Source organism: Flavobacterium anhuiense, from assembly GCF_001705175.1.
Lineage (GTDB): Bacteria > Bacteroidota > Bacteroidia > Flavobacteriales > Flavobacteriaceae > Flavobacterium > Flavobacterium anhuiense.
In genome coordinates this window covers 4,269,533-4,289,832 of the sequence record NZ_CP016907.1, presented here as the reverse complement: position 1 = coordinate 4,289,832, position 20,300 = coordinate 4,269,533, and the positions used below count along the sequence as shown (strand labels likewise).

Sequence of the window (20,300 nt, the reverse complement as noted above, 5' to 3'; positions counted from 1 at the left end):
GATTAAAAAAGATAAAATGTTTTATACGATAAATCAAAAAATTATCAAAATTTGACTATTCACCAATAATGTGAAGCTCATTAAACTCTTTATCAACCAATAAGAAATTATTCTGCTCGAAACTAATTTCGTCAAACTCAATTTTTTCATTGTCAATTTCAATTTCCGTAACTTTAAATGGAAGTCCAATTAAATTGATTTTATATTTCGAGTATGGTGTTTCGTATTTCCCTTCTTTGTGAACCTGAATAATAAGTTCCTTTTCTTTCCCTATATTTCTAAATGACAAATAGCTATAACGTCCTTTTTTATAATCATAACCATCTTGAGCATCTTCATAAACTGCCGACTGCTCTTTACCATTTTTATAATAAACGTCAAGTATCAATTCATCAAATTCTAACTCGCCTACATATTGCTGAACTGGATATTTAGGAATAATGGCACCTGCTTTTACAAAAACAGGAATTTCATCAAATTTACTATCAATCCAGATTTCTCTTCCTCCAATAAAAAGCTCATTTGTCCAGTAGTTATACCATTCTCCTCTAGGAATATACATACGTCTACCTACAGCGTTAGGTTCAAGTATTGGACACACCAAAATTTGATTTCCAAAGATAAATTCGTCATTGCGATAATGCGTCTGCGTATCGTCCTGATCAAAGTAAACTAGCGGTTTTAACATCGGAACTCCTTCTTCAATATACTGCCAAAACATAGTGTATAAATAAGGAAGCAATTGATAGCGAAGGCTAACAAATTTTCTAGTGATATTAATCACTTCTTCGTCAAATGACCACGGTTCCTGGTTTCCGTGATCTCCAGAAGAGTGCGTTCTACAAAACGGATGAAAAACGCCTAATTGAATCCAACGGGCATACAACTCGCCTGAAGGCTGTTCTGCAAATCCTCCAATGTCAGAACCAGTGAATCCCATTCCAGAAATGGACATTCTCTGCACTTGTATATTTGCAATCCATAAATGTTCCCAAGTAGCTACATTATCTCCTGTCCAAGAAGAAGTATATCGCTGTGCTCCAGAATAAGCCGATCTTGTAATTACAAATGGACGTTTCGGATAAGCAAAACGTTTAACTCCATGATAAGTTGCTCTTGCCATTTGTGTTCCATAAATATTATGTGCTTTTCTATGACTGCACGGATTTCCATCATAAAAATGACGCACATCCATCGGAAATGTTTTATTTGGAACTTCCATTACTGCAGGTTCATTCATGTCGTTCCAAACTCCCTTTACGCCTATTTCCGAAACTAATTCTTTAAATAAACCTGCCCACCATTCTCTAACTGCGGGATTTGTATAATCAGGAAAATTACATTCGCCTGGCCAGACTTTTCCCTTCATATAAGGACCGTCGGCTCTTTTGCAGAAATAATCCTTTTCTAAAGCTTCTTTATAAACCCAATAATCTTTGTCAATTTTAATTCCGGGATCTATAATTACAACAGTTTTAAAACCATCTTCGGCTAATTCAGCGACCATTTTCTTTGGATCTGGAAAATAGTTTTTGTTCCAAGTAAAACATCTAAAACCATCCATATAATCAATGTCCAAATAAATGGCATCACACGGAATTTGAAGTTCCCTAAATTTTGATGTGATTTCTTTTACTTTACTTTCTGGATAATAACTCCACTTACATTGATGGTAGCCTAACACCCAAAGTGGCGGCAATTCTGGTTTACCCGTTAAATCGGTGTAAGTGGTTACAACGTCCTGCATTTGAGGGCCATAAATGAAATAATAGTTCATTTCGCCACCTTCTGCCCAAAAGCTGGTAATATTTCTTCTTTCTTGACAGAAATCGAAGAAAGTTCTAAAGGTATTATCAAAAAATATTCCGTATGACTGTTTGTTGTGCAAGCCAATGTAAAACGGAACAACTTTGTATAATGGTTCCTGATCTTTTTGGTAAGCATATTGATCTGTAGCAAAATTTTCTACTCTTTTGCCTTTAAGATTCATTTGAGTCGCTTTATCCCCAAGACCGTAATAACATTCACCATCTTTAGAATATTTACTCATTTTGACAATGTTTCCGCCATATTCATAGCTTTCCTCCCAATGAAAACCAAGTTCATCTTCCAGAATTAGAAAATCGTTTAAATCATAAATGGAAAGACGAAGATCTGCTTTTTGAATTTTACATTTTACTTTGCTAGTCCTAATCTGGAAATAGGTTTCTTCTTCCGTAAGTTCTAAAAAATTATAGCCGTGAAGCTGGCTTTTATCGATAGCATAAGAAAAGTCATTACTGAAATAACCTTTTGTAGTAAAACGAAATCGGATTAAACTATCGCGAAGAATTGTAACTTTTAAAATTACTTTGTTGTCGGTATTAAAGAAAATAGAATCTCCTTCATGTTCATAAGAGACAATTTTTGATGGGTATAAATCGCCTTTGTATTCTAATGATGTGTTTGTAATCATATCTCAAATGAATTAATTTAACATTTTCCTTCTATTCAAACATACAAAAAAAGTTCGTAATGCCCTATGAATAAAAGGTTTATTCACGAAAACGTTTTTTCTGAATGAGTTTCAAATTACAAAACAAAAAAACAGCAATTTGATAATTTTGAAACGATATAATGACAAAATCTTAGTTCCATATTTTTTATTCAATCAAAGAATATACAGTAACACTTAAAGGAGGTAAAATTAATGCAACAGAAAAATCTCTCCCATCATAAGCAACTGTTTCTATTTTTAATGCGTTAGAATTTTCAACACCGCTTCCACCGTAAATTGTGGCATCGCTATTAAAAATCTCTTTCAATTTGCCTTTTTTAGGAATACCAATTCTATAATTTTCTCGAACAACTTCAGTAAAATTGCACACCACAATCAAATTCTCATTAGGATTATTCCCTTTTCGGATGTAAGATAAAATCGCATTTTGGTGATCTGAATAATTAATCCATTCAAAACCATCGCCACTAAATTGCTTTTCGTACAACGCAGGCTGCGATTTATACAATTGATTCAAATCTGTAATCAATTTTTTTATTCCAGAATGAAAACCATATTGCAGCAAATGCCAGTCTAAACTTTGTTCGAAATTCCATTCAGAAGTTTGACCAAATTCAGCTCCCATAAACAGAAGTTTTGTGCCAGGGTGCGTAAACATATAACCATATAGCAATCTCAAATTTGCAAAACGTTGCCATTCGTCGCCAGGCATTTTATAAATAAGGGAATTTTTACCGTATACCACTTCGTCATGCGAAAATGGAAGTATAAAATTTTCAGTAAAAGCATACGTCATCGAAAAAGTCAATTCATTCTGATGATATTTTCTGTAGATGGTTTCTTTTTGAAAATATTTTAAAGTATCGTGCATCCAGCCCATCATCCATTTCATTCCAAAACCTAAACCTCCTATAGAAGTGGGTCTTGAAACCATCGGAAAAGAAGTGCTTTCTTCTGCAATAGTTTGAATTCCATCAAAATTAGAATAGATTACTTCATTAAATTCTTTAAGAAAGCTAATGGAATCAAGATTTTCTCTTCCTCCAAAAATATTGGCTTCCCATTCTCCATCTTTTCTAGAATAATCCAAATAAAGCATAGACGCTACAGCATCAACTCTAAGTCCGTCGATGTGATAATTTTGAAGCCAAAAAACAGCGTTACTAATTAGAAAGGCCCGAACCTCATTTCTTCCATAATTGAAAACCAAACTTTTCCAATCTGGATGATACCCTTTTCTGCGATCTGGATGTTCATATAAATGCGAACCATCAAAAAAGCCTAAACCATGAGCATCATCAGGAAAGTGCGATGGAACCCAGTCTAAAATGACTCCAATTCCTTCCTGATGCAATCTATCGACCAAAACCATAAAATCCTGCGGTTTACCAAAACGCGAAGTCGGTGCAAAATATCCTGTAAGTTGATAGCCCCAAGAAGGGTCATAAGGATATTCCATAATTGGCATAAACTCAACATGCGTAAAGCCTGTTTCTTTTACATATTTTACTAAATCATCTGCAAGTTCGAGATAAGTCAAAAACCGATTATGTTCTGCTCTTCTCCACGACCCCAAATGCATTTCATAAACCGAATAGGGTTTATCCAATGCATTATAATCCTGACGTTTCTGCATCCAATCTTCATCCTTCCACTTATAATCCAAATCCCAGACAACAGAAGCAGTATGAGGCGGTTTTTCGCAGTAAAGCGCAAAGGGATCTGCTTTTTCGGTAATTACACCATTTATATTAGATTGGATTTTATATTTATAAAGCGTTCCTTTTGAAATATCAGGAATAAATCCTTCCCATATTCCAGAAGAATCCCAACGCACATTTAGATTATGTTCGCCTTGAATCCAATAATTAAAATCGCCAACAACAGAAACCGACTGCGCAGTTGGGGCCCAAACTGCAAAGTAAACACCTTTAACTCCGTTCACCTCAGTTAAATGAGCTCCTAATTTTTCATATAATCTGAAGTGTTTTCCAGCTTTGAATAAATCTATATCAAAATCGGTAAAAAGAGAGTGTGCTATTACTTTAGTCATGTTTGGTTTTTATGGCGATTGAATTTGGAATTTGGAATTTTTATATTGTATTCAGGTTTTACTCAATTCTAAAGTTATCTGAAATCGTTACACCTTTTTTGACAACGACAATACCATCTTTTATACTATACAATTCATTAGTAAAATTGTCTAAATGTTTTCCTCCGCTAATGTGGACATTGTTTCCAATACGCACATTTTTGTCGATCAAAGCATTTTTAATAAAGCAGTTTTCGCCAATTCCAACGTGAATTTTATTAATACTGCTTTCATGATTCATTTCGTCAAGATCTTGATAGAAATCATTTCCCATGACGTAACAGTTCTCCAAAACGGTCCCCTCTCCAATTCTGGAACGAATTCCAATTACAGAGCTTTTGATTTCTTTAGCATTAATAATACAACCTTCCGAAATTAAAGATTGATTGATAATTGAATTTCTAAATTTAGATGGTGGCAGTAATCTTGGTCTCGTAAAGATTTTATTCTCATTATCGAACAAATTAAACTCTGGAATATCTGCTGTTAGACCAATATTCGCTTCAAAAAACGATTCAATATTTCCAATATCAGTCCAATATCCTTCATATTGATAACTTAAGATTTTGTGTTTACCAACCGACTGCGGAATAATTTCTTTACCAAAATCTTTTGTTTCTTGGTCAGCCATTAATTCTACAAGCAATGACTTATTGAAAATATAAATCCCCATCGAAGCCAGATACTTTTTGCCTTTCTCCTGCATTTGCTCGCTCACTTCAGATTCCCATTCTGGCAATAAAGAAGCATGAGGTTTTTCTATAAACGCATGAATATTGTTTTCGTGATCGGTTTTAAGAATTCCAAATTCAGGAGCATCTTTAGCGTTTACGGGTAAAGTGGCAATTGAAATTTCAGCATCAGCTGCAATATGAGCTTCGAGCATTTCGTTAAAATCCATTTGATATAATTGATCGCCAGAAAGAATTAAAGCGTGATCAAAATCGTGTTTCAAAAAATGCGACATACATTGTCTAACAGCATCAGCCGTTCCCTGAAACCAAGTTGGATTGTCTGGAGTTTGTTCAGCAGCCAATATATCAACAAAAGACTGGCTAAAAATGCTAAAATTAAAAGTGTTTTTAATGTGAGCATTTAAAGACGCAGAGTTGAATTGTGTTAAAACGAATATTTTAAAAATATCAGAATTGATACAATTAGAAATGGGAATATCAACCAAACGATATTTTCCTCCAATCGGAACTGCCGGTTTTGATCTTGTTTCTGTCAATGGAAATAAACGTGAACCTTGTCCACCTCCTAAAATAATGGCGACTACATTTTTCTTTTTAAATTTCATCTTGCTGAATTATTAAGTTGTATATTTCGATATATTCTTGGCAAACTCTTTCCCAGGAATGATCTGCTAACATTCCTCTTTTTAAAACCTTATTGAAATTTATTTTATCCTCATACAACCTAACAGCACGATTTATTGAATAGCATATATCAGCCACAGAAGCTTGATCATGACAAACTCCATTTCCTTCATCACCAAAATCAATAACCGTATCTCTCAATCCTCCAGTTCTTCTAACAATCGGAATTGTTCCGTAACGCATCGCATACATCTGATTTAACCCGCATGGTTCAACTCTAGAAGGCATTAAAATATAATCTGAACCTGCATAAATCAAATGTGCCAATTCTTCATTATAACCTATAAAAACATTATAATTTCCTTTATAATCATTTCGCAACTGAGTCAGCTGGGATTCAATTGAAGCATTTCCTGACCCCAAAATCAAAATATTAATTTCTTCGAAATGTTCTGACAAAGCCAAAGCGGAAGCATGCGGAAGCAAATCGCCTCCTTTTTCTTCAAACAATCTTCCAATAAAGCTAAACAGTGGCTTTGAAGGATCTAAATCAAATTCTTCACACAGTTTTTCTTTATTTTTCTGTTTTCCTATTTCAAAATCTTCAATCGAATAATTTTCTGCAATCATTTTATCTTTTATCGGATTCCAAACTTCAATATCGATTCCGTTTAGAATTCCTTTGGATTTGTTTCTAACAGAATTAAACAATGATTCTAAACCATTTGCCGAAATATTAATTTCATCTAAATAACTTGGAGAAACTGTAGTCACAGCATTTGCGCATTTAATTCCTACAGCTAGAGAGTTAATTGAATTACTCCATTCTAAAAATCCAACATGTTTTAAATCAAATTCTGGCAAATAATATAACTTATCAAAACCAAACCATCCTTGATACAAACCATTATGAATTGTTATGGCAGTTTTTACATTCTTCAAATTCTCATATTTATAAGCAAATTGCAGCAAAAACGGAATAACTCCAGTATGATGATCATGACAATTAATAATATCTGGAATTTTATTTCGTGCTATAATCCAATCGAGTGTAGCAATCTGAAAAGACAAAAATCTTTCTATATCATCTTCATAACCATAAACATTCGAACGATTGAATAATTCATTAATTTCTATCAAATACAGTTCATAACCTAATTTATCTGTTGTTTCCTTTAAAACGCTGAACGGAAAATTAAAATCTCCTAATTTAACTGTACCCCAATGGACACATTCAAAATTATTTTCGTGCCTAAACTTTGTGTCGTAACAAGGAATTACAACTCTAACTTCATGTCCAGCAGACTGCTGATATTTTGGCAATGCACCAACTACATCTCCCAAGCCTCCAACTTTTGCCACAGGATAGCATTCTGCACTAATATGAAATATTTCCATTTAAGAAATTAATTTATGATTATAGATAAGAAGCAATCATTTAAATACTACTTTTATGTTTTCTAAATTTAGCAAAAAACAAGCAAAAACCCTTAGTTTAAATAAGTTTTATTGAAATGGCAAAAAAGGCAACTAATCCTACTAAATCATTAAAAATTCCTAAGATTATTATAATTTCTGCGAAAATTTGCGCATTTATTTCGACAAATTTAGTTACAAAATTTGCAGCAAAAATCTTTATAACACCTATAAAACATAAAGTTCCCAAACGGGAATTAGAAATGGATGCTAAAAGCATTCAAAAATTAATTTACATTCCTGAAATCAATAAAAGCGTAGTTACGTACACCTATGGGCAAAGTCCGCGCAAAGTATTATTGGTTCACGGCTGGTCTGGAAGAGGAACTCAACTATTTAAGATTGCTGATGAACTTTTAGCAAATGGCTATTCTACAGTTAGTTTTGACGCACCAGCACATGGAAAATCAAAAGGCAAGACCACAATAATGTCTGAATTTATAGCTTCTATATTAGAAATAGAAAAACAATTTGGCCCTTTTGAAATTGCAATCGGACATTCTTTAGGGGGTATGTCAGTTCTTAATTCTATTAAAGATGGGCTTAAAGTTGAAAAAGCAATAATTATAGGAAGCGGTGATATTGTTCAGGATATTTTAGATGAATTTACCTTTAAATTAGGATTGAAGAAAGAAATCAGCATTCATTTAAGAGATTATTTTGAAAATATGTATCAGGTTAAAATGGATGATTTTTCAGCATATAAAGCTGCCAAAAAAATAAAGACTCCTGTTCTAGTCATACATGATAAAGATGATCCTGAAGTTTCTGTGAAAGCTGGAATACATATCAATGAAAACCTTGAAAATGGTTCTTTATTTTTAACTGAAGGCCTTGGTCATCGAAAAATACTCGGCAATCAAAATGTTATTAAAAAAATTCTTGAATTCATTAAAATCAGTTAACTTTATAATTAACTATATCAATTTCAACATTAAAGAGAATCAAAAATGGATTTATTTGGAGAAAATGCAGATTGGGAAATTAAATTAAAGCCCATTTTAAAAAAATATAAAGGAAAGAAACATCCTCTGGAATATCATAGCATTTATCAATTGCTTGTCATGGTTATTCTCTCTGCGCAAGATTCTGATGCCAATATAAATACTATAGCGCCAAAATTATTCGAAAAATATCCAACATTAAAAAGTATATCTCAAACCGACCTAGAAACTTTTACATCTTATGTAACTAAAGTCCGTAATCATTCTACAAAAGCAAAATGGATTTTAGAAATTGCTAAAATCATTAAAAATGATACCGATATTCCTTTAAATATGTCCGATCTTACTGCTTTAAAAGGAATTGGGAGAAAATCTGCGAATGTCATTTTAAGAGAAGCCAATAAACCTGCGGAAGGCATTATTGCCGACTTACATGTTATACGCGTTGCTCCCAGAATCGGAATTATAAAGGAAAGCAAAGACGGAAATAAAGTAGAAAAAGACTTAATGCAAGTCCTTCCAAAGAATATTTGGTCAGAAATCGGAATGGCAATTTCGTTTCATGGCCGAGAAATTTGCAGACCAAAACCTAAATGCCCTGAATGTGTCTTAACCGATATTTGCTTGTACTATAATACTCTGGTAATCAAAAACTAATTATCTTCTTCTTGTATCAATCAAGTAGATAATTTTCCATTCGTCTTTTTCTTTAAATAAAGCAAAAGTATTTACTCCAGAATGGCTGAACTTTTCATTTAAATAAAATTTATAAGGAGCCCAGACGTGAGCCATTGATCCATCAATCTGAATATTGTAACTTAATATTTTTTCATGAAATTTCATGTTTAAAGGAATCGCCGCAATAGATTTATAAAATTCTTTTGTGCTTTCATTAGACAGTTTATTCCCTTTAGTGGTGCTTTCGCTGATGGATTGCAATATCATTTTATCAGCACAAACTAATTTAATTTTTGATGAATCCCTCTGATGAAACCCTTCAAAAAAAGATTCAATGCATTTTTGAACTTCTTGTTTCTGAGCAGTACATGATAGCCCTAAAAGAAGAAAAAAGATAATAGTGTAACTTTTCATCGCGATAATATAGTTTAAACGCCAAATTGAGAGAAATGATGATCTAAATGTTTTGCAAACATATTGTTCCATTCTTTAGAAGACAATTTTCCAAAAGAAAGAGATTCTTTACCTTCAAATTCTTTTTCTCCTAATTCTTGTGTTTTTTGGATATAAGAAACCAACCTGCTTTTTTCCAATTCAAAATCACGATCACCTTTAATTATAAATTGCGGAGCTGTACTAAGGTTTTTTGGATAAGGAGATTCACTCACTACTTTACTTTTAGCCAACAGTTTTAGTAAAAGTTTCATAAAAACATTTGGCCTAGGATGAATATCATCATAAACCATTTCATACGTAACATTACAGTGAGCTAACATTTGATCAACAGACATCTTACCCCAAAGTGGCTGTGTATGAGGCGTAAGCAGATTAACTCTACTTATAAATTGATCACAATCATCCTTAAGAAAAACATTTTGCATAGCTTACAAATTTAATTTGGTAAAGTAAAAATATAAAAATTAACCTGTTAACTCAATTTAATGCAAAAAAAACTCCAACTAGCAAAGCTAATTGAAGTTTTAGTACTCAGAGCGGGACTTGAACCCGCACGAACATTGCTGTTCACTGGATTTTAAGTCCAGCGTGTCTACCAATTTCACCATCCGAGCAATAATATGTGGTACCTCCAGGGATCGAACCAGGGACACATGGATTTTCAGTCCATTGCTCTACCATCTGAGCTAAGGTACCATTTTCACTTATATTCCTATAAATGAAGATTAGAATAAAAAACCCCGTTGTAAAACAGGGTTTTTCAAAAGAAAGGCGACGACATACTCTCCCACATGACTGCAGTACCATCTGCGCTGGCGGGCTTAACTTCTCTGTTCGGGATGGGAAGAGGTGAGCCCCGCCGCAATAACCACCTTAAGGCTATTCGCTGCAAGCAGCTTCCGACTGTTAATTATCAATTCTAAATTATCAATCAGACAATATCTTAACATACTGGGATAAAGAAACAAAGAGTTTTTTTTAGAAAGTTCTCTCCCCCGATCTGCATCGGGGGAAAAGGGTGTGCATAAGCTTACGGATTATTAGTACTGCTCGACTGTGACATTACTGCCTTTACATCTGCAGCCTATCAACGTGGTCATCTTCCACGATCCTTAAAAGAAATCTCATCTTGTGGTGGGTTTCGCGCTTATATGCTTTCAGCGCTTATCCCTTCCAAACGTAGCTACTCTGCGGTGCCCCTGGCGGGACAACAGATACACTAGAGGTTTGTCCAATTCGGTCCTCTCGTACTAGAATCAGATCCACTCAAATTTCTAACGCCCGCAGTAGATAGAGACCGAACTGTCTCACGACGTTCTGAACCCAGCTCGCGTGCCACTTTAATGGGCGAACAGCCCAACCCTTGGGACCTTCTCCAGCCCCAGGATGTGACGAGCCGACATCGAGGTGCCAAACCCCCCCGTCGATATGAGCTCTTGGGGGAGATCAGCCTGTTATCCCCGGCGTACCTTTTATCCTTTGAGCGATGGCCCTTCCATGCGGAACCACCGGATCACTATGCTCTACTTTCGTACCTGATCGACCTGTATGTCTCTCAGTCAAGCTCCCTTATGCCATTGCACTCTGCGCACGGTTACCAAGCGTGCTGAGGGAACCTTTAGAAGCCTCCGTTACTCTTTTGGAGGCGACCACCCCAGTCAAACTACCCACCAAGCACTGTCCCCCGCAATACGGGGTTAGGCCTCAGATAAACAAAGGGTTGTATTTCAACAATGACTCCAAAGCGCCTGGCGACGCCCCTTCACAGTCTCCAACCTATCCTACACATCATTTATCCAAGGTCAATACTAAGCTATAGTAAAGGTGCACAGGGTCTTTTCGTCCCACTGCGGGTAAACGGCATCTTCACCGTTACTACAATTTCACCGAGCTCATGGCTGAGACAGTGTCCAGATCGTTACACCATTCGTGCAGGTCGGAACTTACCCGACAAGGAATTTCGCTACCTTAGGACCGTTATAGTTACGGCCGCCGTTTACTGGGGCTTCAATTCAATGCTTCTCCGAAGATAACATCTCCTCTTAACCTTCCAGCACCGGGCAGGTGTCAGGCCCTATACTTCATCTTGCGATTTTGCAGAGCCCTGTGTTTTTGATAAACAGTCGCCTGGACCTCTTCACTGCGGCCCCGATTGCTCGGGGCGACCTTTCTCCCGAAGTTACAGGTCTATTTTGCCTAATTCCTTAGCCATGAATCTCTCGAGCACCTTAGGATTCTCTCCTCAACTACCTGTGTCGGTTTACGGTACTGGTTCTTACTGCCTGAAGTTTAGAGGTTTTTCTTGGAAGCCCTTAGGCGCGCTATCTCTTTGTCCGAAGACTCCGAGTACTATCGCATTTCGCCATCTTCTACGGATTTGCCTATAGAAGATATAGCTAGGTGCTTTAACGGACTATTCCGTCAGTCCGCGGCGCTTTCATCACTCCGTCACCCCATCACAGCAATAAGAAGTACGGGAATATTAACCCGTTGGCCATCGACTGCCCCTTTCGGGTTCGCCTTAGGTCCAGACTAACCCACAGCTGATTAGCATAGCTGTGGAAACCTTAGTTTTTCGGTGTGCGGGTTTCTCGCCCGCATTATCGTTACTTATGCCTACATTTTCTTTTCTGACCGGTCCAGCATACCTTACGATACACCTTCAGCCCTGTCAGAATGCTCCCCTACCACTTGCACATACATGCAAATCCATAGCTTCGGTAATATGCTTATGCCCGATTATTATCCATGCTCGTCCGCTCGACTAGTGAGCTGTTACGCACTCTTTAAATGAATGGCTGCTTCCAAGCCAACATCCTAGCTGTCTGGGCAGACAAACCTCGTTCTTTCAACTTAGCATATATTTGGGGACCTTAGCTGATGGTCTGGGTTCTTTCCCTCTCGGACTTGGACCTTAGCACCCAAGCCCTCACTGCTGGTAAACATTATATAGCATTCGGAGTTTGTCAGGAATTGGTAGGCGGTGAAGCCCCCGCATCCAATCAGTAGCTCTACCTCTATATAACTATATCCAGCGCTGCACCTAAATGCATTTCGGGGAGTACGAGCTATTTCCGAGTTTGATTGGCCTTTCACCCCTACCCACAGGTCATCCGAAGACTTTTCAACGTCAACCGGTTCGGTCCTCCACTGTGTGTTACCACAGCTTCAACCTGCCCATGGGTAGATCACACGGTTTCGCGTCTAACACTACTGACTAAAGCGCCCTATTCAGACTCGCTTTCGCTGCGGATCCATGGCTTAACCACTTATCCTTGCCAGCAGCGTTAACTCGTAGGCTCATTATGCAAAAGGCACGCCGTCACCCCACGAAAGGGCTCCGACCGCTTGTAGGCGCATGGTTTCAGGATCTATTTCACTCCGTTATTCACGGTTCTTTTCACCTTTCCCTCACGGTACTGGTTCACTATCGGTCTCTCAGGAGTATTTAGCCTTAGCGGATGGTCCCGCCGAATTCAGACAGGGTTTCACGTGCCCCGCCCTACTCAGGATACCGCTATCCATTACATTTGTTGCCCGTACGGGGCTGTCACCCTCTATGGCGCTCCTTTCCAGAAGCTTCCGGTTCCTCATGCATGGAATCTCGCGGTCCTACAACCCCAACTATGCCGTAACATAATTGGTTTGGGCTAATCCGCGTTCGCTCGCCACTACTTACGGAATCACTTTTGTTTTCTTCTCCTCCGCCTACTTAGATGTTTCAGTTCAGCGGGTTTGCCCACCTATCGGTGTGCTATATCTTCAATATAGCGGGTTGCCCCATTCGGATATCTGCGGATCAACCGGTGTGTGCCCGTCCCCGCAGCTTTTCGCAGCTTATCACGTCCTTCATCGCCTCTGAGAGCCTAGGCATCCCCCATGCGCCCTTATTTTGCTTATTGCACCAATCTTGTCCGTTAGAACAAGACCGTTTTGTTTTGTTTTCATCATTGCTGATAAAAACGCTTTCTACTTTCTTATTATTTTCTTATCCCAATATGTCAATGAACTTTTATCTACCGTTTTTACGATAGTTTCGTGGAGAATAACGGAGTCGAACCGTTGACCTCCTGCGTGCAAGGCAGGCGCTCTAGCCAGCTGAGCTAATCCCCCAAATCTAATGATGAATTGTGAATTATGAATTATGAATTAATATTCATAACGCTTCAACTCTAGAATTTCCTTCTCTTCAAGCTTTAAAAAGTAGTCCCGGGCAGACTCGAACTGCCGACCCCTACATTATCAGTGTAGTACTCTAACCAGCTGAGCTACGAGACTCTGTTTTTTTACTTAAAAGTTTATTTCTTTAAATTAACAGCAAGAGTAATGCAATTTCAAGACCCAAAACCTATAGCCAGGCATCTCATTTCCCCAGCGTGCCTTCCGGCTAACACATGGGGCTCTAGAAAGGAGGTGTTCCAGCCGCACCTTCCGGTACGGCTACCTTGTTACGACTTAGCCCTAGTTACCAGTTTTACCCTAGGCAGCTCCTTGCGGTCACCGACTTCAGGCACCCCCAGCTTCCATGGCTTGACGGGCGGTGTGTACAAGGCCCGGGAACGTATTCACCGGATCATGGCTGATATCCGATTACTAGCGATTCCAGCTTCACGGAGTCGAGTTGCAGACTCCGATCCGAACTGTGACCGGCTTTATAGATTCGCTCCCCCTCGCGGGGTGGCTGCTCTCTGTACCGGCCATTGTAGCACGTGTGTAGCCCAAGGCGTAAGGGCCGTGATGATTTGACGTCATCCCCACCTTCCTCACAGTTTGCACTGGCAGTCTTGCTAGAGTTCCCGACATGACTCGCTGGCAACTAACAACAGGGGTTGCGCTCGTTATAGGACTTAACCTGACACCTCACGGCACGAGCTGACGACAACCATGCAGCACCTTGTAGACCGTCTTGCGAAAGGTCTGTTTCCAAACCGGTCAGTCTGCATTTAAGCCTTGGTAAGGTTCCTCGCGTATCATCGAATTAAACCACATGCTCCACCGCTTGTGCGGGCCCCCGTCAATTCCTTTGAGTTTCAAACTTGCGTTCGTACTCCCCAGGTGGGATACTTATCACTTTCGCTTAGCCACTGAACTTGCGCCCAACAGCTAGTATCCATCGTTTACGGCGTGGACTACCAGGGTATCTAATCCTGTTCGCTACCCACGCTTTCGTCCATCAGCGTCAATCCATTGGTAGCAACCTGCCTTCGCAATTGGTATTCCATGTAATCTCTAAGCATTTCACCGCTACACTACATATTCTAGTTGCTTCCCAATAATTCAAGTCCAGCAGTATCAATGGCCGTTCCACCGTTGAGCGATGGGCTTTCACCACTGACTTACAAGACCGCCTACAGACCCTTTAAACCCAATGATTCCGGATAACGCTTGGATCCTCCGTATTACCGCGGCTGCTGGCACGGAGTTAGCCGATCCTTATTCTTACGGTACCGTCAAGCTCCTACACGTAGGAGGGTTTCTTCCCGTACAAAAGCAGTTTACAATCCATAGGACCGTCATCCTGCACGCGGCATGGCTGGTTCAGGCTTGCGCCCATTGACCAATATTCCTCACTGCTGCCTCCCGTAGGAGTCTGGTCCGTGTCTCAGTACCAGTGTGGGGGATCTCCCTCTCAGGACCCCTACCCATCGTAGCCTTGGTAAGCCGTTACCTTACCAACTAGCTAATGGGACGCATGCTCATCTTCCACCGTTGTGACTTTAATCATATCCCGATGCCGGGTCATGATGCTATGAGGTATTAATCCAAATTTCTCTGGGCTATCCCTCTGTGGAAGGCAGATTGCATACGCGTTACGCACCCGTGCGCCGGTCTCAAGGCCCAAAAGCCTCTACCCCTCGACTTGCATGTGTTAAGCCTGCCGCTAGCGTTCATCCTGAGCCAGGATCAAACTCTTCATCGTATATTTTAATATTATATAGCCGATGCTCTTCCTATCGGTTCTCTTCGAATCTCTCGATTCCATTACTCTTATTCTTTCTTGTTTTGAAATCTCTTCCAAAACGGCTGTCAATTCAATATGTCTACGAACGTGTATTCTTCTGTTTTCGCTTGTTTCTCAAAGCGGGTGCAAAACTAAAACTTCTTTTTGTTTCTCGCAAGAAAAACTTGAAAAAATTTTGAAGCTTTCTTAATCGCTTCAGTTTCTCAACTTTTTCTTCCAATCTTTCAATGAGCTTCCGTGTTTTGCGGGGTGCAAATGTAAAAAGCTTTTTCTTTTCCCGCAAGCTTTTTCCAATCTTTTTTTTTCGAAAATCTCTTTTCTCAAATATCTTAAAGCTGCCGGAATGTCTAAGAGCGTTTTTCGCCGTTGCGGGTGCAAAAGTAGAACCTTTTTCCGCTTTTCCAACACTTTTCCCAGACTTTTTTCAATCTTTTTTCAAGTTATTTCTTAACTGTCTCATAACAGACGCTTTACATTTTGGATATTTTTCACCGCACGTAAGGTTTTTCCTGATTCGGCTGGCATTTTCTCATTTTATCGGGTTTTCCGATATCCGCTTTTAGTGGATCTTCAGCCTTCGGCGCCTTTTTCAGGCATTTTTTCATCTTTCCAAAATCTTCCATTTCCCGAAATGCCGCTCCTGAAACCGCATCCATAGCCCCGATAGGAGCGCAAATCCTTTTTATGGCGGGGTTCGCCATAAAAAGATTGCAGCGGATAGCGGGAAACAGCTCCTAAAAAAAACAAAATCCCAATCTTTCAAATTCCAAATTCCAAAACTGGATGCGCTTCAATCCGCTAAGCATGACAAAATCTTACTCGTAAATATATCTCATGGTTTTCTACATATATGCATACAAAAAACAAACCCGACGGGTTTTAAAACCTGTCGGGTTACTATACTATATAATGTATAAAATTATTTCTTGTTTAGTTCTTTCGCTCTTTGCTGCCACTTCTCTGATAAATCATCATAATTTACAGGATTAGCTGGTCTTTGATTTACCAATCGGCCAGATTCAAAAGCTCTCACTAAAATTGTTTCTATTAAATAATCTTCGTTTACGTCGTAAGGTTTGTATTCTTCTTTTAAACTTATATCAAATAAATTCGCGGTTGTATTAGAAACAAACGCCTTAAATCCACTTTTTAGGGTTTTAATCAATTCATAAGTTGTAATTCCAGTTTGACGATGAATCAATTTCACTAAAATCTGTCCTTGTTTTCTGGATAGCTTTTTTAGCCTTTCCTCAAATTCATTATTTAGGTAGTCTTCTACAATTTTGAAATACTTCTTTTTTTCACGGCTAGTTTTTAAACGAGCCATTCCATTATTTAAAGCGGTTAATCTTTCTGAAGCTAACTTTGCATAAGGATAAACCTTATACACTCTGTTTTGAAGAATTTGAAATTGTTTCATTTCTTCAGCACTCATCTTTTGTCCTTTTGTAATAATTATTTCGGGAAGCTGGATGGTATCCCCTAAAATGGAATCTTTCTCGGTTAATATATACCCCATTTGTTCGTTCTCTTTTGGAGTAACTTGTGCTTTAGAAGAAAAACAAATGAACAATAAAAATAAAAAGGTGGTTAGTCTCATTGAATCATAATTTAAATGTAAAATTATATATTTATACACAACTCTGATACCAAATTTATATTTTAGCGAAAAAATATTTTTATGAGCACGAAATCTATCTTAAATGATACTTCAATAGCTTTTCTTGAAAGCTACTTAAATAACGCTTCCCCAACAGGTTACGAAAGTGAAGGGCAAAAACTTTGGATGAATTATTTAAAACCTTATGTAGATTCATTTATTACAGATACTTATGGAACAGCTGTTGGTGTAATTAATCCCGATGCTCCTTATAAGGTGGTAATTGAAGGGCATGCAGATGAAATTTCATGGTATGTAAACTATATTACAGAAGATGGCTTAATATATGTAATACGAAATGGAGGTTCAGACCATCAGATTGCCCCTTCAAAGAGAGTTAATATTCATACCAAAAACGGAATTGTAAAAGGTGTTTTTGGATGGCCTGCTATTCATACTCGTTTGCGTGACAAAGAAGAGATTCCGAAACTGAGTAACATATTTATTGATTTAGGCTGTGAAAACAAAGAACAAGTCGAAGCGCTAGGTGTTCACGTGGGATGTGTGATTACATATCCTGATGAATTTATGGTTTTGAACGAAAATAAGTTTGTTTGTCGTGCTATTGATAATAGAATGGGCGGTTTTATGATTGCAGAAGTTGCCCGTTTATTACATGAAAATAAAAAGAAACTTCCTTTTGGTTTATATATAGTAAATTCTGTTCAGGAAGAAATTGGTCTTAGAGGTGCTGAAATGATTGCACACCGTATAAAACCAAATGTTGCTATTGTAACTGATGTTTGTCACGACACCACTACTCCAATGATTGATAAGAAGGTAGAAGGTGATCTAAAAATGGGAAAAGGCCCTGTTATTGGCTACTCTCCTGCTATTCAAAATAAATTACGTGATTTGATTGTAGCAACTGCTGAAGAAAATAAAATCCCATTTCAAAGACATGCTACTTCTCGCGCAACGGGTACAGATACTGATGCTTTTGCATATAGCAATGGCGGTGTGCCATCTGCTTTGATTTCTCTTCCGTTACGATACATGCACACGACTGTAGAAATGGTTCATAAAGACGATGTTGAAAATGTAATTCAACTTATTTATGAAGCTTTATTGAAAATTGAGAACAACGAGACTTTTTCTTATTTTAAATAATATATTTAATGTAAATCCGATTTGAGTTATTGAATCGGATTTACAAATTATAAACCAAGCATGAAAATATTACTGCTCGAAGACGATTTTACTTTATCAAAAGAAATCTCCGCATTCTTTACTTCAAAAGAATTCGAGTGTGTTCCTTATTATGATGGTTCTTTGCTTTTGAAAAAATACTTCCCGTACGAATATGATTTAATTGTTCTAGACATAAACGTTCCGGGAATAAATGGAATTGATGTTTGCAAAGGCATTCGGGAAACAGATAAAAAAACACCTATTATAATGCTTACGGCCTTTAGTGAAATTGAAGATAAATTGTCTTCTTTTGATAATGGTGCCGATGATTATCTTGTAAAACCTTTTCATTTTGAAGAATTATATGCGCGCGTACAATCACTTTTAAGAAGGAAAGAAGTTCCCCAGCAAATAGAAAATAAAATCGTCATTAAAGATTTAGAAATCTTTGAAGAAGATATGAAAGTTTTTAGGGCGGGTGAAGAAATTAAACTTACTCCGAAAGAATTCAAATTAATTCTAATTTTGGCGCATGCCAAAGGAAAAGTGCTTTCTAAACAATTTATAGCCGAAAAACTTTGGGATTATCATATTGAAACCAATCAGAATACTATCGAGGTTTATGTTAACTTTTTAAGGAAAAAAATTGATAAAGATCACGATATAAAACTTCTCCGAACCAAAGTCGGCTATGGGTATTATTTAAGCGATCAGGAATGACATTAAAAAATCGAATATCACTTTTAGTAAGCTTGCTGTTTACCATCCTTTTCGGATTGGCTTCTACGGTGATATTCATTTTGTATTCCAATTATCGAAAAGAAGAATTTCGAGATCGATTAGAAATCAAAGCTTTATCTAATATTAAGCTCTTAGTAAATGTAAAACAGGTTGATAATCAGCTTTTAAAAATAATAGATCAGAATTCCATCAATAAATTATATGATGAAAAGACTTTGGTTTTTGATTCAAATTACAAACTGATTTATAGCAGTATTGACGATGCCAAAATCAATTGGTCTGTTGATGATTTAAAATATCTTAAAAAAAATAAGACCTTTTTTAAACAGCAAGGAGATTATGAAGTATACGGTGTTTTCTACGATACCAACGATAAAGATTTTTATGCTTTAATTTCTGCTACTGACAATTACGGCAAGAAGAAACTACTTTTCTTGAGGTACACTTTAATTATTTCATACATCTTTTTTACTTGCGTTTGTTGGATTTTGACTTCTTTTATGGTCAAAAAAGCAATGAATCCTCTTCATGCTTTCCACCAGAAAATCAAAAATATAAATGAGAACAATCTAGATACTAGGATTGAATCTAAAAGCACTAAAGATGAAATTGATTTAATTGCTGATGAATTTAATTTCATGATGGATCGCATTGAACTTTCGTATCAAAAGCAAAAGGAATTTACCGCTCACGCATCGCATGAATTAAGAACACCGCTTTCGAGAATGACTTCTCAGATAGAAAATACTATGGCAGAACCAGAACTTCAGCCGAAAGACAAGTCATTTTTGAATTCGATTTTAGATGATGTCAATCATTTAAGCGAATTAATCAATTCTCTACTTATCCTTTCTAAAATTGACAACAGAAAAGCAGATCATCATGAAGTACAAAGAATAGATGAAATTTTATTTTCTTCTATCGAAAAAATAAACAAAGCTTTCCCTGATTTTGTTATTCTTTTCGAAATGGAAGAAAGTGACGATCTTGATACTGCTTTAGAGGTAAAAGGAAATAGAAATCTTTTAGAGATAGCCTTAACCAATATTTTAAAAAATGCCTGTGTTTATTCAGACAATAAGCAGGCAAAAGTAAAAATAAGCACTGATCACCATCATCTTATCATTTCTGTATCCAATACAGGAGAAACCTTAAATGAAGAAGAACAAAAAAATCTTTTTCAGCCTTTTATGCGTGGCCGAAATTCGAAAGGAACTTCTGGTTTTGGACTTGGCTTAAGAATTGTGCAACGCATCCTAATTTTGCACAAAGCAAACATAACTTACTCTGTCTCAAATATTAACACGAATTTATTTCAGTTATTTTTTAATTTGTAAACAATTT

General features: G+C 37.3%; 13 protein-coding genes, 4 tRNA genes and 3 rRNA genes. 5 read left to right on the top strand and 15 right to left on the bottom strand.

Annotation, left to right across the window (positions count from 1 at the left end):
* Positions 1–55: 55 nt before the first annotated feature.
* From BB050_RS17985 to BB050_RS17970, 4 genes are all read right to left on the bottom strand, one after another.
* Positions 56–2,455, bottom strand: a complete 2,400-nt coding sequence (locus BB050_RS17985; protein ID WP_066034561.1) for a glycoside hydrolase family 31 protein — start codon at positions 2,453–2,455, stop codon at positions 56–58.
* A 187-nt stretch (positions 2,456–2,642) separates the two neighbouring features.
* A complete protein-coding gene (gene glgB, locus BB050_RS17980; RefSeq protein ID WP_066034560.1) occupies positions 2,643–4,550 on the bottom strand; it encodes a 1,4-alpha-glucan branching protein GlgB in 1,908 nt (635 codons plus the stop codon).
* A gap of 58 nt (positions 4,551–4,608) precedes the next feature.
* Positions 4,609–5,889, bottom strand: a complete 1,281-nt coding sequence (locus BB050_RS17975; protein WP_066034559.1) for a glucose-1-phosphate adenylyltransferase — start codon at positions 5,887–5,889, stop codon at positions 4,609–4,611.
* Complete coding sequence (locus BB050_RS17970; protein WP_066034558.1) at positions 5,879–7,306, bottom strand: glycogen synthase; 1,428 nt, start codon at positions 7,304–7,306, stop codon at positions 5,879–5,881. The genes BB050_RS17975 and BB050_RS17970 overlap by 11 nt, the downstream gene beginning before the upstream one ends.
* A 116-nt stretch (positions 7,307–7,422) precedes the next feature.
* On the opposite strand from BB050_RS17970, the gene BB050_RS17965 reads away from it, so the two are divergent.
* Positions 7,423–8,289, top strand: coding sequence for an alpha/beta hydrolase (locus tag BB050_RS17965; RefSeq protein ID WP_066034557.1), 867 nt, complete (start codon positions 7,423–7,425; stop codon positions 8,287–8,289).
* A gap of 45 nt (positions 8,290–8,334) precedes the next feature.
* Complete coding sequence (locus BB050_RS17960; protein WP_066034556.1) at positions 8,335–8,985, top strand: endonuclease III domain-containing protein; 651 nt, start codon at positions 8,335–8,337, stop codon at positions 8,983–8,985.
* Here BB050_RS17960 and BB050_RS17955 read toward each other — a convergent pair whose 3' ends face one another.
* From BB050_RS17955 to BB050_RS17905, 11 genes are all read right to left on the bottom strand, one after another.
* Positions 8,986–9,420, bottom strand: a complete 435-nt coding sequence (locus BB050_RS17955; protein ID WP_066034555.1) for a nuclear transport factor 2 family protein — start codon at positions 9,418–9,420, stop codon at positions 8,986–8,988.
* Between the two features lie 14 nt (positions 9,421–9,434).
* Complete coding sequence (locus BB050_RS17950) at positions 9,435–9,887, bottom strand: DUF1569 domain-containing protein (RefSeq protein ID WP_066034554.1); 453 nt, start codon at positions 9,885–9,887, stop codon at positions 9,435–9,437.
* Between the two features lie 103 nt (positions 9,888–9,990).
* Positions 9,991–10,076 (bottom strand) — tRNA-Leu (locus BB050_RS17945).
* A 9-nt stretch (positions 10,077–10,085) separates the two neighbouring features.
* A tRNA-Phe gene (locus BB050_RS17940) sits at positions 10,086–10,158 on the bottom strand.
* A gap of 70 nt (positions 10,159–10,228) precedes the next feature.
* Positions 10,229–10,338: ribosomal RNA gene (rrf, locus tag BB050_RS17935) — 5S ribosomal RNA — on the bottom strand.
* 144 nt (positions 10,339–10,482) lie between these two features.
* Positions 10,483–13,365: ribosomal RNA gene (locus BB050_RS17930) — 23S ribosomal RNA — on the bottom strand.
* A gap of 136 nt (positions 13,366–13,501) precedes the next feature.
* A tRNA-Ala gene (locus tag BB050_RS17925) sits at positions 13,502–13,575 on the bottom strand.
* Positions 13,576–13,666: 91 nt separating this feature from the next.
* Positions 13,667–13,740, bottom strand: a tRNA-Ile gene (locus tag BB050_RS17920).
* A gap of 128 nt (positions 13,741–13,868) precedes the next feature.
* Positions 13,869–15,382 (bottom strand): 16S ribosomal RNA (locus BB050_RS17915).
* Together the 16S, 23S and 5S rRNA genes with 4 tRNA genes alongside form the textbook arrangement of a ribosomal RNA operon.
* Before the next feature lie 530 nt (positions 15,383–15,912).
* Positions 15,913–16,125 (bottom strand): hypothetical protein, encoded by a 213-nt coding sequence (locus BB050_RS17910; RefSeq protein WP_066034553.1) that lies wholly within the window; start codon positions 16,123–16,125, stop codon positions 15,913–15,915.
* Between the two features lie 218 nt (positions 16,126–16,343).
* Positions 16,344–17,024: a DUF4294 domain-containing protein gene (locus BB050_RS17905; protein ID WP_066034552.1), complete on the bottom strand. Its 681-nt coding sequence runs from the start codon at positions 17,022–17,024 to the stop codon at positions 16,344–16,346.
* Positions 17,025–17,105: 81 nt separating this feature from the next.
* Between BB050_RS17905 and BB050_RS17900 the strand changes: the two genes are divergently transcribed.
* The 3 genes from BB050_RS17900 to BB050_RS17890 are packed head-to-tail and all read left to right on the top strand — an operon-like array spanning position 17,106 to position 20,293.
* Positions 17,106–18,194, top strand: a complete 1,089-nt coding sequence (locus BB050_RS17900) for a M42 family metallopeptidase (RefSeq protein WP_008469015.1) — start codon at positions 17,106–17,108, stop codon at positions 18,192–18,194.
* 60 nt (positions 18,195–18,254) lie between these two features.
* A complete protein-coding gene (locus BB050_RS17895; RefSeq protein ID WP_066034551.1) occupies positions 18,255–18,935 on the top strand; it encodes a response regulator transcription factor in 681 nt (226 codons plus the stop codon).
* Positions 18,932–20,293, top strand: a complete 1,362-nt coding sequence (locus BB050_RS17890; RefSeq protein ID WP_066034550.1) for a sensor histidine kinase — start codon at positions 18,932–18,934, stop codon at positions 20,291–20,293. Before BB050_RS17895 ends, BB050_RS17890 begins: the two co-directional genes overlap by 4 nt.
* Positions 20,294–20,300 lie beyond the last annotated feature (7 nt).

Coding starts and splice junctions, on each gene's coding strand:
- BB050_RS17910 (WP_066034553.1), bottom strand. CDS start 16,125: ATGGCGAACCCCGCCATAAAAAGGATTTGCGCTCCTATCGGGGCTATG.
- glgB (WP_066034560.1), bottom strand. CDS start 4,550: ATGACTAAAGTAATAGCACACTCTCTTTTTACCGATTTTGATATAGAT.
- BB050_RS17955 (WP_066034555.1), bottom strand. CDS start 9,420: ATGAAAAGTTACACTATTATCTTTTTTCTTCTTTTAGGGCTATCATGT.
- BB050_RS17970 (WP_066034558.1), bottom strand. CDS start 7,306: ATGGAAATATTTCATATTAGTGCAGAATGCTATCCTGTGGCAAAAGTT.
- BB050_RS17895 (WP_066034551.1), top strand. CDS start 18,255: ATGAAAATATTACTGCTCGAAGACGATTTTACTTTATCAAAAGAAATC.
- BB050_RS17900 (WP_008469015.1), top strand. CDS start 17,106: ATGAGCACGAAATCTATCTTAAATGATACTTCAATAGCTTTTCTTGAA.
- BB050_RS17975 (WP_066034559.1), bottom strand. CDS start 5,889: ATGAAATTTAAAAAGAAAAATGTAGTCGCCATTATTTTAGGAGGTGGA.
- BB050_RS17950 (WP_066034554.1), bottom strand. CDS start 9,887: ATGCAAAATGTTTTTCTTAAGGATGATTGTGATCAATTTATAAGTAGA.
- BB050_RS17905 (WP_066034552.1), bottom strand. CDS start 17,024: ATGAGACTAACCACCTTTTTATTTTTATTGTTCATTTGTTTTTCTTCT.
- BB050_RS17960 (WP_066034556.1), top strand. CDS start 8,335: ATGGATTTATTTGGAGAAAATGCAGATTGGGAAATTAAATTAAAGCCC.
- BB050_RS17890 (WP_066034550.1), top strand. CDS start 18,932: ATGACATTAAAAAATCGAATATCACTTTTAGTAAGCTTGCTGTTTACC.
- BB050_RS17965 (WP_066034557.1), top strand. CDS start 7,423: ATGGCAAAAAAGGCAACTAATCCTACTAAATCATTAAAAATTCCTAAG.
- BB050_RS17985 (WP_066034561.1), bottom strand. CDS start 2,455: ATGATTACAAACACATCATTAGAATACAAAGGCGATTTATACCCATCA.